Genomic DNA, 15,902 nt, shown 5'->3' with positions numbered 1-15,902 from the left:
AGATCTCTCCCCATCTCGGCGTGGCGGGGAGAAGGGGGCCGGTTCGCCCGGCATCTCACGGGACGAGATGCCGGGCGGGTCTTTCCGGCAGCGGGTTGACTCAAGAGATCAGGTTGCCGGCCGCGAGTGCGGCCCGCAGACGAAAGGAATCCAATGGTGAAGTCTTTCTCCCGCATCGCTGTGGCGAGCGCGGCGCTTGCGGCAACTCTCGGCGGCGTCACGACGCCGGCCTTCGCCGCAGAGTCCCAGATTCTCACGACGGACATCACGCTCAACCTTCCCAACCGCGGGAAGATGGTGTTCCACGACGACGGAGACATGTTCGAAGTCTGTGACACCAACGCGGACGGCCACGGCGTGACCGGTGACCTGAAGAACTCAGACACCGGACGGATTCTTCTGATGCTCACCGATGGCGGTGACGCTGGCTGCGACAAGGACGGTTGGAACGTGGACAACTGGCCGAGCAGCTACCAGATGCAGCTGCAGTGGGACGGGGGCGGGCCCGCTGCCTACTCGGCACTCTTCAACGAGTAGCCGATCGGCGGCCGGGCCGGCCGACGATGCCGGGCCGGCCGCAGGAAGGGCGCTCCTCCTGCACGTCGACGAAGTCACCCGTGGCTTGCGGAACCGTTCACCGACAGTCGAACGTCACCACCGGATCAGTCGAACCAGCGGTCCCGCGCCAACTCCTCGGTCCGTGACGGGTCTTCCAGCAGCGCCGCCACCTCGAACCTGCGCGGCCACTGCCCCGCCGCCCAGGCGAGCCCCGCCGCGACCCCTTCCAGCGTGGCCGCGTGCAGCACGCCGTCGTCGGTGAGCCGCCAGTCGATCTCCACGCCGTCGACGACGAGTTCGTCGTGCTCGACGTAGGAGGACGGGGTCCGCCCGCCGAGCAGCGCCCGCACGGGCTCCGGTACCTCGTGCTCGGTGCCCTCGGAGGTGACCTGCCCGGTCACGGACTCGCTCAGGCGCCGCACCTGGAACAGTTCGGCCAGTTCGGCGGCGCGTGACGGCCGTACGGGCAGCAGCGGGACACCCTCGGTGAACGGCAGCAGGTCGGGCGAGTCGCACACCACGGCGTCCGCCGCGTCCACGACCTCCACCCGGCCGTCGACGACCGCCCGCAGGTCGTCCGGCAGGGTCACCTGCTCGGGGTCCAGATCCGCCAGCGCCCCGTACAGCGCGTGCAGTTGAGCACCCGTCACCTCACGCCCGGGGTCGGCGAGCCGGTCGAGCAGTTCGGCGGCGCCGCCGGGCTCGTCCAGCAGCGCGGCGACGGACGTCCGCACGCCCAGCGCCCGCAGCACCTGCTCGTCCTCGAACCCGGTCGCGTCGGCCTCGTCGTACAGGCCGCGCAGCAGCGGGTCACCCCCGGCGGAGCGCAGTCCGGCCGGGCGGCGGCCGTCGAGCACCGGGTTCCCGCGCAGCCACCAGGCGGTGTAGGGCCGGACGACCTCGTGGGTCCCGTCCGGCAGCAGGATCCGCACGGGCTGCACGATCGCGTCCCTGAGCGGCGGCCGGGACAACAGCGCGAGCGCCTGCGCCCACTTGTCCTCGTCGACCAGGTCCAGATCCCGTACGGCGACGATCTCGGTGGCGACCGGCGGCACCGGGCTGTCCGGGAAGCGGTCGAGGACGTCCTCGCACCACACGTCGACGGCGTCCAGCAGACCCGCGTCGTCCGGCTCGGCGAAGTCCCCCTCGCGGGGCTCCAGTTCGTCCGGGTCCAGGACGACGTCGGTGGCGCGGACGACCGCGAAGTCCACCAGGACCCCGCAGGCGGCCAGCGGCTGCTCGCCCCACTTGGCGGCCAGTTCGGCGTCCACGAAGGCGAGTTCGCCCTCGCGCATGACCTGGGCGAAGGGGCCGCCGGGGTGGACCAGCTCGCAGGCCGGGGCCGGTTCGCCGTCCTCGTCGGGCAGGGCGAGCGCGCCGAGCCAGGGCTCGTCACCGGGCTCGAGACCGGCGTCCCGCACCAGGGCGAGCACCGTGTCGGCCAGTTCGTCGGCGTCGAGGACGTCCTCCTCCCAGTTCACGCCGCCCTCGTCGTCCAGGGACGCGGCGACGGCGGCCCGCACCTGCGGGGTGGTGAGGACGGCCCGGGGTGTCGCGGGCAGCGCGCCGAGCTTCTCCAGGATCGGGTGGGCGGCGTCCGGGTGGGCGACCTTCAGGCCGAGCCGGGCCAGCACCTCGGGATCGATCCGGGCGGTGTCCGCGCCGGGCAGCAGAACCTGCCGGGGCCCGATGGTCGTCCGGCCGTCCGCCAGCGGCACCGGAAGCCCCGACAACCGCTCCGGGTCGATCCCGGCCAGGCTGTCGTAGAGCCGCCGCCACCAGCCCGGTTCCTTCTCCAGTCCGGCCAGCCGGTCGATCGCGTCGGTCAGCGGGACCCGGGCGACGCCCAGGGTCCGCAGCTCGGCGCGACGCTCGAGACCGGCGGGCAGCAGGGTGGGCAGCACCTCGGCGAGCACCCGCACGGTGTCCGCGCCCGCGCCCTCGACGACCTCGGCGTCCCTGGGCCGCAGGGACTCGGGCAGATCATCCCCCTCGCGGGGAGGCAGGGCCGGCGGCAGGAAGGAGGTCCGCGGCAGCCGGTCCAGGATCGCCTGGCGCAGGGCGCCGTCCAGTTCGCCCTTGCCGAGCGGGCCGGGCACGAGGTCGATGATCCCGGACGTGACGGGCCGCCAGTCCCCGAGGAGTTCGGCGTAGGCGTCGGCCGCGCGCTGGACCAAGAAGTCGGTCAGCGGGCCGGGGGCGGCGTGCCGGCGGGTGGAGTCCAGCGGGAACGAGGCGATGAGCAGGGCCGGCACACCCAGCGGCTCCTCACTGGGGGTGGGCGCGTGCACCACCGGGCTGGTGCGGGGCCGGGCCGGGCTGCCGTCGCTGTCGACGGGCACGGCCCAGGTGACGGACCAGTGCGGCCGCAGCCGTTCCTCGACCGGCCGGTCCGCGAGGAGGTCGGGGGTGAGGGGGCCGTGCGCGACGGCGGTGCGCCAGTGGGTGACGCCCTTGGCGGAGTCGTCGACGACGGTGAAGGGCCCGTCGGTGCGGCGGGTGAGGGTCCGCGGGCTCTCCCCGCCGATCTCGACGACCAGCTCCTCGAGCCCGGGGAGGGTGAGCAGCAGGGCGTCGTCGACGGCCCGCAGGAGCCGCTCGGCGAGATCGGCGGCGGCCGCGTCCCGCAGCGGCAGGATGACGGCGGTGTCGTACGGCGCGGGGGCGGTGCCCTCGGCGGCGTACGGCAGCCGCAGCAGCGGCACGTGCCCGTCCCGCCGCCGGACCTCGTCGCCGAGGCCGGGGCTGTGCCGGGCGGTCTCGGCGGCCAGTGCCCTCGCCTCGGCGAGCGACCACCGCACACCGCCGTGCCGGCCGACGACGGCGGGCTCGTCGGTGACGGCCAGGACGGCGGCGAACCCGACACCGAACCGTCCCACCGAGGACGTGTCACCCGAGTCCCGCTTGGCCGACGCCCGCAGGGTGGACAGCGACTCGACGCCGGCCGCGTCCAGCGGGGCACCGGTGTTGGCGGCGACCAGCACCCCGTCACGCAGCGTGAGCCGCAACCGGCCAGGCGTCCCGGCCCGGGCCGCCGCGTCGGCCGCGTTCTGGGCGAGTTCCACGACGAGCCGGTCCCGGTAGCCGCCGAGGACCAGGTCCTCCTCGGCGTTGGCGTCCTCACGGAACCGGGCGGGGCTGGTGGCCCAGGCGTCGAGAACACCGCGCCGCAGTCGGGCGGTACCGAACGGATCGGCCCCCTCGGCGGCGGGCCGCACGAACTTGCTGCTCACGTTCCGTTCCTTCTCCTCGTGGACGTGAGGAGAAGGTACCGCCTGGGAAGCGGACGGCGTGCGCCCGCCCGGCGCGGGTGACCCCGGCGGGCGGTGATGTGCGGGACGTGTGTGCGTCCGGCCGCTACGAGTGCCCCAGGTCCTCCGTGTCGTCGTCCGCCGTCGGCGTCACCGACCCCGAGTCCGAGGACGGGCGCAGCGGGAAGGGGTCGACCCGGGTCTCGTCGATGACCGGGGCGGCCGGCTGGGGCGGCCGGGGCATGACCGCGGCCTCGGAGTGGCCCCCGCAGCCGTAGGCGAGGGAGACCAGCCGGCCGTCGGCCGGGGAGAACTCGTTGGCGCAGGCACCGAAGGCCTGGCCCAGGGAGCCGCCGATGGGGACGAGGAAGCCGCAGCTGACACAGGCCGCCGGGGCCGCCTGGGCCATGGGCGTCTTGGGGCCGAACGCCTCCTCCCAGCGGTCGGCGGCGCTGTGCAGGCCGTAGCGGGACAGCACGCGGGCCCGCCGCATGCCCAGTTCCTCGGCGACCGCCGGGATCGAACCGCGCAGCGGAACGGACGTGAAGCCGGAGGGGGAACCGGCGGTGAGGTCCGCGTCCTCCGCCTCAACCAGGTCGGCCATCTCGTGCGACACGGGCGACGCCGGCGCCGGCTCGTCCTCGCCCGAGTAGCCCGGCTCCAGGCGAAGGTCCTCGGCGTCGGTGGGCAGCAGATCACCCGGCCCCATGTCGCCGGGGCGCAGCCGCTCGCTCCACGGCACCCACTCGGGCGCCAGCACCGCGTCCGGACCGGGCAGCAGGGCCGCCTCGTCCACCGTGACGATCTTCGCCCGGGACGCCCGGGCCACCGTCACGGCCCAGCGCCAGCCCCGGTAGCCGAGTTCACGGCACTCGAAGAAGTGGGTCACCACGCGGTCCCCCTCGGAGACCAGTCCCACGTGTTCCCCGACGATTCCCGGCGCGGCGGCCTCCTCGGCTGCGGTGCGGGCGAGGTCGACGGCCTCGGCGCACAGGCGGTCAGGGGTGCGGCTTCGCGTTGTCGCTGCGCTCACAGGTATCGCTTCTCTCCATACGCCGTCGCGGGTGCGCCACTCCCGGCGCGGGGGCGGACGGAGCGGACCGGGGGACCGCGTCGACGTCCTTCATCCATTTTGCGGGATGGCTGAGATACGCACGCTACCCTTCCGCCCCACTTCGCGTACACCGACGGTCCCCTTGCGTCCTCCACCGGACCACGGGCCCGCCGCCCCGGACCGTCACCCCACAGGCCCTATACAAGCGGTAATGGCACTACCCACGGCCTTATCGGGGCACTATGACGTCGTGGCAGCCGCGAAGACACCCCCGGGCGCCACCGGGACCGGTGGGTCGAAAGGGGTCAAGGGAAACAGCCGACCGAACGGACCGGGCCGTGTGGGCGGCTCCTTCCGCGCGATCGGCCGTGCCCTGCACTTCCCGGTGACCGGCCCCGCCCGCGGCATCCGCAAGGCCACCCACGCGCACGGCGCCGGCGAGTCCGGCCTCGGCAAGCTGATCGAACTGCACGGGGTGAACGGCGCCGGCGACGTCATGATCACCGTCGCCCTGGCCTCCACGGTGTTCTTCTCCGTGCCCACCGACGAGGCCCGCGGCCGCGTCGCCCTGTACCTCGCCATCACCATGGCGCCCTTCACCCTCCTCGCGCCCGTCATCGGCCCCCTGCTCGACCGCCTCCCGCACGGCCGTCGCGCCGCGATGGCCGGGGCGATGCTGGCCCGGGCGCTGCTCGCGCTCGTCCTGTCCGGTGCGGTCGTCAGCGGCGGCCTGGAGCTGTACCCGGCCGCACTCGGCGTCCTCGTCTCCTCCAAGGCCTACGGCGTGGTCAGAAGCGCCGTCGTGCCCCGGCTGCTGCCACCACGCTTCTCCCTGGTCAAAGCCAACTCGCGGGTCACACTCGGCGGTCTCCTCGCCACCGGCGTCGCCGCGCCCATCGGCGCCGGACTCCAGCAGATCGGGCCGCGCTGGCCCCTCTACGGCGCCTTCGTGCTCTTCGTGGCGGGGACGATCCTGTCGTTCACGCTGCCGCCGAAGGTCGACTCCGCCAAGGGCGAGGACCGCGCCCTGCTGGCGTCGGACGAGCAGCACCTGCACGGACCGCACCGGCAGCCGGTCAAGCGGCCGGGGCTGCGCACGGTCGGCCCGGCCGTCACCCACGCCCTGGCGGCCAACGCCGCCATCCGCTGCCTGACCGGGTTCCTGATCTTCTTCCTGGCGTTCCTGCTGCGCGAACACCCGGTCTCCGGCCAGAGCGCCGCCGTGTCCCTGGGGATCGTGGGCGTGTCGGCGGGCGTCGGCAACGCGCTCGGTACGGCCGTCGGGGCGTGGCTGCGCTCCCGGGCCCCGGAGATCATCATCGTGACGGTCGTGGCGGGTGTGGCCGGCGCGGCGATCACGGCCGCGGTGTTCTTCGGCGCGGTCCTGGTGGCCTCTCTGGCCGCGATCGCCGGGTTCGCCCAGGCCCTGGCCAAGCTCTCCCTGGACGCGCTGATCCAGCGAGACGTGCCCGAACTCGTCCGCACGTCGGCCTTCGCCCGCTCCGAGACGCTGCTGCAGATGAGCTGGGTGCTGGGCGGGGCGGTGGGCATCGTGATGCCGCTCAACGGCACGGCCGGGCTGGCGGTGGGCGCCGCGATCGTGGGCGCCGGATGGCTGGCGACCGTACGGGGGCTGATCGACTCGGCCCGGCGCGGCAGCCCCGGGCGGCCGCGGGTCGCGTAGGGCCCTTCTGATGGATCTCCCAGGGAGCCGTACCCCGCGTGGGCGGTGCGGAGCGCAGGCCCGATAGCCTTCGCCCATGAACACGTTGCAATCCGCTGTGCGACGCCGCCGCGCCGTCGCCGCCGCCGGTGTCGTATCCGCCGGACTGCTCGTCCTGTCGGCCTGTGACAAGCCGACGCCGATGGCCACGGTCACCGTGGGCAGCGACTCGGTGAACACCGGGGCCACCTGCGGCGGCGAGGGCGACGCCCTGAAGCCGTCCGACCTCGCCGGATGCCTCAAGAACAAGGGCATCAAGAGCATCTCCGTCGACCCCGACGAGACGGTGCGCTTCGGTGTCGACCCCGAGATCGCCGACAAGGGCTGGACGATCCTGATGAACGGTCAGCCGCTGACCGACTCCAGCAAGAAGACCTACCGCACCATTCCGGGCAGCGTGTTCTTCAACGCCCAGTACGGCGCGCAGGGCAACTCGACGCTGGTGTCCATCAAGGAGGGCGACAAGGACCCGTCCGGCCTGTGGAACTTCAAGCTGAAGAAGGACGCCTGATCACTGCCGCCGGGCTCGGCCGGGTACTCGTCGCCACCGCTGTCCCCGTGGAGAGGGACGCGGTGGCGCGGGGCTTTCCCGGCGACAGCGGCATCGAGGTGATCACGGTGGGGGTCGGGCCCGCTCTCGCGGCCGCCGCCACCGCCACCGCCCTCACCACCGCCGCCCTGAAGGACGAGCCCTACGCCCTCGTGGTGTCCGCCGGGATCGGGGGCGGATTCCAGCCCGAGGCGGCCGTCGGGTCGCTCGTGATCGCCGACGAGATCGTCGCGGCCGATCTGGGGGCCGAGACCGAGGACGGGTTCGTGCCGGTCACGGAGCTCGGCTTCGGGACCGTCCGCCATCAGCCGCCCGCGGACCTCGTCCGGCGGGCCGCCGGCGCCACCGGGGCACCGACCGGGTCCGTGCTCACCGTGTCGACCGTGACCGGCACGGCCGCCAGGGCCGCCGCGCTGCGGGAACGGCACCCCGGCGCCCTCGCCGAGGCGATGGAGGGTTTCGGCGTCGCCGAGGCCGCCGCCGCGCACGGGGTACCCGTGCTGGAGGTCCGGGCGATCTCCAACCCCGTCGGGCCGAGGGACCGTGCCGCCTGGCGCATCCCGGACGCCCTGGCCGCCCTGACCGAGGGGTTCGGGAAGCTCGCGCCCGTACTGGAGAGTTGGAACCGGTATGACAGTTGAGCAGTTGCAGATCGCGTACTCGCCCTGCCCGAACGACACGTTCGTCTTCGACGCCCTCGCCCACGGCCGCGTCCCCGGGGCCCCCGCCCTCGACGTGACCTTCGCCGACATCGACCTCACCAACGGCATGGCCGAGCGCGGCGAGTTCGACGTGCTGAAGGTGTCGTACGCGGTGCTGCCCTACGTCCTCGACGACTACGCCCTGCTGCCCTGCGGGGGCGCGCTGGGCCGGGGCTGCGGGCCGCTGGTGCTGACGCGGGAGGCGGGCGGTGGGGGCACCTCCCTGCCCGAGCGAAGCCGAGAGCTCGGGGGACTCACCGGGCGGACCGTCGCGGTGCCCAGTGAGCGGTCCACCGCCTATCTGCTGTTCCGGCTGTGGGCCGCGGACACCGTGGCCGGCGGGGTCGGCGAGATCGTCGTCATGCCGTTCCACGAGATCATGCCGGCCGTGCGGGACGGGAAGGTCGACGCGGGACTCGTGATCCACGAGGCGCGCTTCACCTACCGCGACTACGGGCTGCACCGGCTCGCCGACATGGGCGAGCACTGGGAGAACACCACCGGGCTGCCGATCCCGCTGGGCGCGATCATCGCCAAGCGGTCGCTGGGCGAGCAGAGGCTGCGGCTGCTGGCCGACTCCATCCGGACGTCGGTGCGCGCCGCCTGGGACGACCCCGAGGCCTCCCGGCCCTACGTCATGGAACACGCCCAGGAGATGGACCCGGCCGTCGCCGACCAGCACATCGGGCTGTACGTCAACGAGTTCACCGCCGACCTCGGCGAGGACGGGTACGCGGCCGTACGCGGCCTGCTGACCCGCGCGGCAGCCGAGGGGCTCCTGCCGCCCCTCGGCCCCGACGCGCTGCGTTTTCCCTGAGGCTCAGACGTCCAGCTGGTCGGCGACCGCGCGCAGCAGGCCGGCGATCTTCTTGCCCGCGGTCTTCTCGGGGTAGCGGCCCCGCTCCAGCATCGGCGTGATGTTCTCCAGGAGAGTCGTCAGATCCTGCACGATGGACGCCAGCTCGTCCGGCTTCTTGCGGGTCGCGGCGGCGACGGACGGGGTGGGGTCCAGGATCGTCAGGGACAGCGCCTGGTCGCCGCGCTGTCCGGCGACGACACCGAACTCCACGCGCTGACCCGGCTTGAGTGTCTCGACTCCGGCGGGGAGGACCGAGGAATGGACGAAGACGTCACCGCCGTCGTCGCGGGAGAGAAAGCCGAAGCCCTTCTCGCTGTTGAACCACTTGACTTTGCCGGTGGGCACGTCTGTCCTCGTCCTCGTACTCGTCGGAAAACTGCTTCTGGAAACGGCTCTTGATAGCACTCGGGCGGGTCGTACGGACCCGCCGGTACCCAGGCTAATGCTCTTGCAGCCGGTGACAAGACGTCACCCGGTTGTTCCTTCGCGCTGGGAACTACCCTGGTCGGGTGCGTGACAAAACCCAAACGAATTCCGCCGCTCCCGGTGACCGTCTGGTCCGTGCCGGAGCCCTCGTGTTCTTCATCGGCGCCCTGGCCACACTGGTCACGGTCGCCCCGTTGCTGCTCAGAACGGAGCCCTTTCCGACGTACATGTTCGGATTGAGCATGCTCATGGCGGTCGGATTCCTGATGGCCGGAGCGGGAGTGCTGCGTTCCGTGGCGGCGGGCCGGCGTCAGGCGCGCGCGGGACGGTAGTCCGAAAGCCACCCCGGGAATTGGGTCAGGTCGGCGAGGACGACGTCCGCGCCCGCTCGACGCAGTTCCTCCGCGGGGCAGGGCCCGGTGGCCACCGCGACCGACAGCGCCCCGGCGGCCCGGGCGCCGCGCACGTCCCCGACGTGGTCGCCGACGTACACGCCCGCCTCGTGCTCGCGCAGGGCCTCGGCCTTCTGCTCGGCCCACAGGTCGCCGATGACGGCGTCGGGCTCGATGCCGAGGTGGGCCAGGTGCAGTTTGGCGTTGGGCTCGTACTTGGCGGTGACGACGATCGCGCGTCCACCGGCCTCCCGTACGGCCGCGATGGCCTCCCGGGCGCCCGTCATCGCGGGGGTCGCGGCGATGGCGATCGCCGGGTACATCTCCCGGTACAGGTCCGCCACGGCCGCGACCTCCTCGGCCGGAAACCAGTTGATCAGCTCGTCGGCCAGCGGCGGCCCGAGCCGCGTGACCGCCAGGTCGGCGTCGACGTACGTCCCCGTCCGCTCGGACAGCGCCCGGTAGCAGGCGCGGATGCCGGGACGGGAGTCGATGAGGGTCATGTCGAGGTCGAAGCCGACGGTGGGCGCGGGCGGGGTCGTGAAGGCCATATGGGCCATTGTGCCCAGCCGGTGTGACCGGCGGGCACCCGCCGGTGACGGTGTAGGGCCTGTCGTTTGGATCATGCCGGCGTCGCGGGGCTCGGGTCGGCCGAAAGGCGCAGTCACTCTCGGCCGGCCTGATCCAAACGACAGGCCCTAGCGCGACCGCTGTGAACGCCACACCAGGAACAGCGCCGACGCCACCGCCGCCGCCCGCACCACCCACGGCCAGGTCTGCGCCACCGCGGCGTTCAGCTGGCCCTCGGCGATCGGGGTGCCCCAGCGGCCGTTCATGCGGCCCCACAGCCACACCAGGCCGCCCGCCACGGACAGGCCCGGCAGGATCACGACCGCCCACTTCGTCTCGGCCTGGCTCAGGCGGCGGGACGCGTAGGCGATGAGCCAGCCGAGCAGCAGGACGAACCAATTGCCGAGCACGGCACCGGCGACGAGGAGTGCGGCGGCGGCCAGGAGGAGCGGGTTGCTCCAGTTCCCGGCGGGAAGACCCGGGAGGCGGCGGCGGCTGCCCTTCCCGGTCACCTCGGCCACCTCGGCCGCCTCGACCGGGACCGTTTCGGCGGCGGCCGGCTTCTCCGTCTCCGGCTTGCGCGGCGCCGGCGGCTTCAGCAGGTCGGGCAGCTCCACACCACCGACGAACCCCGGCACCTCGTCGCCCACGCCGAAGGGGCCGCTGTCCACCCGCCACCAGTCGGGCCGGACCGCGCTGTCGCCGAGCTCGTGCCCGGCGGCCAGATGCGGCGGGGCCGGGCCGTCGGAAGGCGCGGGGTGCGGCTCCTCGGCCCGCCGTGCCGGACGGGGACCCGGTACGACGCGGCGCCTGACGCCCCTCGCCCGTTCCTGCGGCTCCGCGTCGCGCTGCACCGGGACGGAGGCGGGCTGGACGGGGGCGGGCGCGGCGCCGTACGGCTCATCGGGCGTGCCGCCCGCCGCCGCGGTCACCACGTCGTCGGGGCTGCCCAGGCGGGAGAGGATGCGGCGGACGGCGGCGGGCGAGTCGACGGTGGCCTTCGCCCGGCGCTTGTCGATCTCGTTGCGCAGATCCGCGACCAGGCGCATCCGGGTGGCCGACGACAACTGCCGCTGCTGGGCCACGTCACCGACGCGGCTCAGATACTCGTAAACGACCTGGTCGCTCTCAATCCCCACGAAGTCCCCTCCGGGGCGGGTGCGTTGCGTGACGCCGTCGCACGACGGTACCGCGAGTGCCCGCTCAGCGGCCAAAACCCCGTCCCGCGTTCGGGGACGGGGCCGTGCGCTGTCGGCCCTGCCCGGGGAGGCGACCCGCTACCGTGGACCGGATGAGCACCGAGGACAGGCCCCCGGCCCCCCGCTCCCTCGCGGAAGAGCTCCGCGCGCGGGGCGACGCTTCGCTGGGCGCGCTCCTGCGCAGCCGCCCGGATCTCATCACGCCCGTCCCCACCGACCTCACCCAGCTCGCGACCCGCGCCGGCACCCGCGCCTCGGTGGTGCGGGCCCTGGAACGGCTGGACCGGTTCGCCCTCCAGACCGCGGAGGCGCTGGCCGTGGCACCGGACCCGGCGACCTACGGCGAACTGCTCGGCCTGATGGCCGGGGACGACCCCGACCCGGCCGTCGTCACGGCCCTGCCGCACGCCGTGGACGTGCTGCGCGAGCAGGCCCTGGTGTGGGGCGGCGACGACCGGCTGCGCCTGGTCCGCACGGCGCGTGAGCTGCTGGCCCCCTCCCCGCAGCGTCCCTCGCCGACCGGCCTCGGCCCGACGGTCCAGGAGGCCACCGCCGGGATGTCCCCGGGGCGGATCCAGGCGATCGTCACGGCCGCCGGACTGCCCTCCACGCACGACTCGGTGTCCGCGGTGAGCGCCCTGGCGGGTCTGTTCGGGGACCGGGTCCGGATGGCCGCGCTGCTCGACGGTGCCCCGGCCGACTCCCTCGACGTGCTGGAACGCCTGGTGTGGGGGCCGCCGTACGGGCAGGTCACGGCCGATCCGGCGCCCCGGCTGCGCTGGCTGCTGGACCGCGGGCTGCTGCTGCCGACGGCGCCCGGGACGGTCGTCCTGCCGCGCGAGGTCGCCCTGCACCTGCGGCGGGGCCTGGCGCACCGGACGCCCGAGCCGGTGCCGCCGGTGGTCGAGGTGGCGGCCGTTCATCGTCCACAGGTTGTGGACAGCGCCGCGGCGGGACAGGCGTACACCGCGCTGGCGACCGTCGAGGAGCTGCTGAAGGACTGGGACGAGGGCGGGCCGGCGGTGCTGCGCGCCGGTGGGCTGAGCGTGCGGGACCTGAAACGGACCGCCGTCGCCCTGGACGTGCCGGAGCCGGTCGCGGCGTTCTGGGTGGAACTGGCCTACGCGGCGGGCCTCATCGCCTCGGACGGCGAGGCCGACGAGCGGTACGCGGCCACCCCGGCCTACGACGAGTGGCGCGAACTGCCCGCCGCCGAGCGCTGGTCGCGGCTGGTCACGGCCTGGCTCGCGGCGACCCGCACGGCCGGTCTCGTGGGCGGACGGGACGCGAAGGACCGCACGTTGTCGGCGCTCGGGCCGGGTCTGGACCGCTCGGCCGCGCCCGAGGTGCGGCACCGGGTGCTGGCGCTGCTGGCCGGGCTGCCGGAGGGTGCCGCCCCGGCCGCGGGGTCGGTGCTGGCCCGGCTGCGCTGGGAGCGGCCTCTGCGCGGTGACCGGCGCGAGGACGACCTGCGCGGCCGGCTCGCCGAGTGGGCCCTGTCGGAGGCGGAGTCGCTGGGCGTCACGGGCCGGGGCGCGCTGTCGGCGCAGGGCCGGGCTCTGCTCGGCGCGCCCGCCGCCCCCGCGCCGGGCCCTGAGGCGGAGCCCTCCGGGCCGGGGGACAAGCTGCCCGTCCACCACCATCACCGCCCCGCCCGGCTCGCTCCCCTCGGCCCGGCCGAGCAGGCCGTCGCCTCCGCCGCCGCGGCCCGGCTGCTCGCGCCGCTGCTGCCCGAGCCGCTGGACCACGTGCTGCTCCAGGCCGACCTGACGGCGGTGGCGCCCGGGCCCCTGCAACGGCCCCTCGCGGACATGCTGGGCGTCCTGGCGGACGTGGAGTCCAAGGGCGGTGCCACCGTCTACCGGTTCACGCCCGGCTCGGTGCGGCGGGCGCTCGACGCCGGGCAGACCGCCTCCGACCTGCACGCCTTCCTCACCACGCACTCCCGCACGCCGGTGCCGCAGCCGCTCGCGTACCTGATCGACGACGTGGCCCGCCGGCACGGGCACCTGCGGGTCGGGGCGGCCTCGGCGTACGTGCGCTGCGACGACGACGCGGTGCTCAACGAGATCCTCGCCGACAAACGGGCCGCGGGGCTCGGGCTGCGCCGGCTCGCGCCGACCGTGCTGGCCGCGCGGACCGACCCGTCCGGGCTGCTGGAAGGGCTGCGGGCGATGGGGTTCGCGCCCGCGGCCGAGTCCGCCGAGGGCGATGTGCTGATCACCCGCGCCCTGGCGCATCGCACCCCGCCCCGCACCGCTCCCGAGCCGGTCCCGGACGGCCCGCCGGTCCCCGACGACACCCTCCTGGCCGCGGCGCTGCGCGCCATCCGGGCCGGCGACCTCGCCTCCACCACCCCGCGCAAGCCCGGCGCGGCCCCCGCGGCCGACGGCGAGCTGCCCCGCACCGGCGCCGCCGAGACCCTCGCCACCGTGCAGGCCGCCGTCCTCACCGGCGAGGCCCTGTGGATCGGCTACGTCAACGCCGAGGGCGCCGCCAGCCAGCGGCTGATCGCCCCGATCCGGGTCGAGGGCGGTTTCGTCACGGCGTACGACCACACCGCGGACGAGGTCCGCACCTATCCGCTGCACCGGATCACCGGGGTCGCGGAGCTCGCCGACGACGCGTGACGGCCGCCCCGGGCGATGTCACCCGTTCGGGTGTGGGCGGGCGTTCATGCACGCCACGCCGGGATGTCCCACGCTCGGGCGACCTTGCCGGGCGTGCCGCATCAGGCCGTGCGGGCGGGGGCAGCCACCGGGTGTCCTTGTGAGCTCAGCCGAAAGGAAGCCCCCGACATGCGCGCTGTCCGTCGAGTCGCCGCCGTCCTCGCCACCGCCGCCCTCATGACGTTCGGTGGGCTCGCCACCCCGGCCTCCGCGGTGAGCATCGACGTCGCCGGTCTGGTCCTCGAGACACCGCAGATCTGATCCCCTCCCGCGCCCTCGCCGGGCCGGCTCCGGCGTCCCCCGGGCCGGCCCGTGGCATGCCCCGCCCCTCATCCCGTGAAAGGCCGTCGCCCCCATGCAGGTGAAGCTCTCCGTCGTCGCCGTCTGTGCCGCCGCGCTCGTGGGGATGCTCGGGCCCGGTGCCGCCGCGGCCCCCGCACCGCCGCTCCCCCTCCCGGTCGTCGGCGCGGAGCCGCTGGTCACCGAGGGGGTCACCATCGAGGGCCCGTTGATCCAGAACGTCAGTCTGCCCACGCTGACGTAGCCCGGCGGGTCCGGTAGCTGTCGCCGTCCAGCCGTACGAGGTCGGCGTGGTGGGCGAGGCGGTCCGTCATCGCCGGGGCCGACGGGCCGAGGACCTCGTCCCAGCGGCCGAGCGGGCGGTCGCTGGTCACGATCAGCGAGGCCCGCTCGTAGCGGTGGGCGACGAGCCGGTAGAACAGGCCGGCGGCCGTCGCGTCGAGGGGCGTGTAGCCGACCTCGTCGACGATCAGGAGGGGGTGATCGTCGAGAGCGGCGAGCTCCTCGTCGAGCCGTCCGGCGGCCCGGGCGCCGGAGAGCCGGGCGGTCCACTCGGCGGCCGTCGCGAACAGCACCCGGTGTCCGGCCTGGCAGGCGCGGACGCCCAGGGCGATGGCCAGATGGGTCTTGCCGGTGCCGGGCGGCCCGACGAAGACCACGTTGCGCCGGGCGGCGACGAACTCCGCCTTGCCGAGCCGGGCTACGGCGTCCGCGTCGAAGTCCCGGGGGTGCCGCTGGTCGAAGTCCTCCAGCAGCTTGCGGGCGGGGAAGCCGGCGGCACGGATCCGGGCCTCGGCGTCGACGTCCGGGTCGGGCTGCCGGGGGACGGCCGGTGCGACCACCGAGGCCCCGGCTTCCGGCCGGCCCCGCCGGCGGTCCCCACGGTCGCTCTCCTCCTGCTCCGGGATCCGCGCGGGCCCGGCCGGTACGTACTCGGTCGGTGCGGGCCCGGCCGGTGCGTCCCTGACCGGTGCCGGTCCGGACTGCGCGGGCCCGGACTGTGCGGGCCCGACCGGGGCGGACCCGATCTGTGCGGGCCCGATCTGTGCGTGCCCAGCCTGCGCGTGCCCGGACTGCGGGCGGTCGGACTGCGGGCGGTCGGTGTGGCCGCGGTCCGCCTGGGCGACCATCGGGCCCGACATGTAGGCGAGGATCGCCGCCGAGGCGATGAACGCCATGTGGATCACCGTCCCCCACAGCAGGGCGTGGTGGGAGGTGTGGTGGACGTCCACGAACATCTGGAGCAGGTGTACCGAGGAGATGCCCACGATCGCCGTGGCGAGCTTGACCTTCAGCACGTTGGAGTTGACGTGCGACAGCCATTCCGGCTGGTCACGGTGGCCCTGGAGGCCGATGCGCGAGACGAACGTCTCGTAGCCTCCGACGATCACCATGATCAGCAGGTTGGCGATCATGACGACGTCGACCAGCTTCAGCACCGCGAGCATCACGTACGTCTCGGTCGCGTGCCCGCTCACGCACATCTGGATTAAGGTCCAGAGCTCCTTGAAGAACTTGTAGACGTAGACGCCCTGGGCGGCCACGAGCCCGAAGTACAGCGGGGCCTGGAGCCAGCGGGTGGCGAACAGGGCGTATCCGAGCGTGGTGGTCGTCGGGTTCTGCACCTTCGCCATTCTTCGGGGCCGGAAC

Annotated in this window: 15 protein-coding genes; 9 read left to right on the top strand and 6 right to left on the bottom strand. The window is 74.1% G+C overall.

Going from position 1 to position 15,902, the window contains the following annotated elements:
* Positions 1-153 precede the first annotated feature (153 nt).
* Positions 154-537, top strand: a complete 384-nt coding sequence (locus AC0665_RS28585; RefSeq protein WP_468636188.1) for a hypothetical protein — start codon at positions 154-156, stop codon at positions 535-537.
* Positions 538-662: 125 nt separating this feature from the next.
* Here AC0665_RS28585 and AC0665_RS28580 read toward each other — a convergent pair whose 3' ends face one another.
* Complete coding sequence (locus AC0665_RS28580; RefSeq protein WP_478706054.1) at positions 663-3,791, bottom strand: sacsin N-terminal ATP-binding-like domain-containing protein; 3,129 nt, start codon at positions 3,789-3,791, stop codon at positions 663-665.
* Between the two features lie 124 nt (positions 3,792-3,915).
* A complete protein-coding gene (locus tag AC0665_RS28575; RefSeq protein ID WP_478706053.1) occupies positions 3,916-4,842 on the bottom strand; it encodes a DUF3027 domain-containing protein in 927 nt (308 codons plus the stop codon).
* Positions 4,843-5,113: 271 nt separating this feature from the next.
* Between AC0665_RS28575 and AC0665_RS28570 the strand changes: the two genes are divergently transcribed.
* The 4 genes from AC0665_RS28570 to AC0665_RS28555 all read left to right on the top strand — a co-directional run bounded on the left by AC0665_RS28570 (position 5,114) and on the right by AC0665_RS28555 (position 8,654).
* A complete protein-coding gene (locus AC0665_RS28570) occupies positions 5,114-6,547 on the top strand; it encodes an MFS transporter (RefSeq protein ID WP_478706052.1) in 1,434 nt (477 codons plus the stop codon).
* Positions 6,548-6,623: 76 nt separating this feature from the next.
* Positions 6,624-7,097, top strand: a complete 474-nt coding sequence (locus AC0665_RS28565; protein ID WP_468411787.1) for a DUF2771 domain-containing protein — start codon at positions 6,624-6,626, stop codon at positions 7,095-7,097.
* Positions 7,067-7,777, top strand: coding sequence for a futalosine hydrolase (locus AC0665_RS28560; RefSeq protein WP_478607652.1), 711 nt, complete (start codon positions 7,067-7,069; stop codon positions 7,775-7,777). Before AC0665_RS28565 ends, AC0665_RS28560 begins: the two co-directional genes overlap by 31 nt.
* Entirely contained in the window at positions 7,767-8,654 is an 888-nt protein-coding gene (locus AC0665_RS28555) for a 1,4-dihydroxy-6-naphthoate synthase (RefSeq protein WP_478607650.1), read from the top strand. The genes AC0665_RS28560 and AC0665_RS28555 overlap by 11 nt, the downstream gene beginning before the upstream one ends.
* A 3-nt stretch (positions 8,655-8,657) precedes the next feature.
* On the opposite strand, the gene AC0665_RS28550 is transcribed toward AC0665_RS28555, so the two are convergent.
* Entirely contained in the window at positions 8,658-9,041 is a 384-nt protein-coding gene (locus AC0665_RS28550) for a cold-shock protein (RefSeq protein WP_010035896.1), read from the bottom strand.
* A gap of 164 nt (positions 9,042-9,205) precedes the next feature.
* On the opposite strand from AC0665_RS28550, the gene AC0665_RS28545 reads away from it, so the two are divergent.
* Positions 9,206-9,454 (top strand): hypothetical protein, encoded by a 249-nt coding sequence (locus tag AC0665_RS28545; RefSeq protein WP_478706051.1) that lies wholly within the window; start codon positions 9,206-9,208, stop codon positions 9,452-9,454.
* On the opposite strand, the gene AC0665_RS28540 is transcribed toward AC0665_RS28545, so the two are convergent.
* Together AC0665_RS28540 and AC0665_RS28535 are read right to left on the bottom strand one after the other, a co-directional pair.
* Positions 9,433-10,065 (bottom strand): HAD family hydrolase, encoded by a 633-nt coding sequence (locus tag AC0665_RS28540; protein WP_478706050.1) that lies wholly within the window; start codon positions 10,063-10,065, stop codon positions 9,433-9,435. The two genes, AC0665_RS28545 and AC0665_RS28540, sit on opposite strands and share 22 nt — an antisense overlap.
* A gap of 147 nt (positions 10,066-10,212) precedes the next feature.
* Positions 10,213-11,223 (bottom strand): hypothetical protein, encoded by a 1,011-nt coding sequence (locus AC0665_RS28535; RefSeq protein ID WP_478706049.1) that lies wholly within the window; start codon positions 11,221-11,223, stop codon positions 10,213-10,215.
* A gap of 152 nt (positions 11,224-11,375) precedes the next feature.
* Between AC0665_RS28535 and AC0665_RS28530 the strand changes: the two genes are divergently transcribed.
* From AC0665_RS28530 to AC0665_RS28520, 3 genes are all read left to right on the top strand, one after another.
* Positions 11,376-13,913 (top strand): helicase-associated domain-containing protein, encoded by a 2,538-nt coding sequence (locus tag AC0665_RS28530; RefSeq protein WP_478706048.1) that lies wholly within the window; start codon positions 11,376-11,378, stop codon positions 13,911-13,913.
* A 168-nt stretch (positions 13,914-14,081) separates the two neighbouring features.
* Complete coding sequence (locus AC0665_RS28525) at positions 14,082-14,213, top strand: hypothetical protein (RefSeq protein ID WP_267886819.1); 132 nt, start codon at positions 14,082-14,084, stop codon at positions 14,211-14,213.
* Positions 14,214-14,307: 94 nt separating this feature from the next.
* On the top strand, positions 14,308-14,496 hold the full coding sequence (locus tag AC0665_RS28520) for a hypothetical protein (protein ID WP_468636170.1): 189 nt from the start codon (positions 14,308-14,310) through the stop codon (positions 14,494-14,496).
* Here the strand turns inward: AC0665_RS28520 and istB are convergent.
* Complete coding sequence (gene istB / locus AC0665_RS28515; RefSeq protein ID WP_478706047.1) at positions 14,474-15,877, bottom strand: IS21-like element helper ATPase IstB; 1,404 nt, start codon at positions 15,875-15,877, stop codon at positions 14,474-14,476. The two genes, AC0665_RS28520 and istB, sit on opposite strands and share 23 nt — an antisense overlap.
* Positions 15,878-15,902: the final 25 nt, after the last annotated feature.

Source organism: Streptomyces sp. NPDC043685, from assembly GCF_056436585.1.
This window is presented reverse-complemented; position numbering and strand designations above follow the sequence as displayed.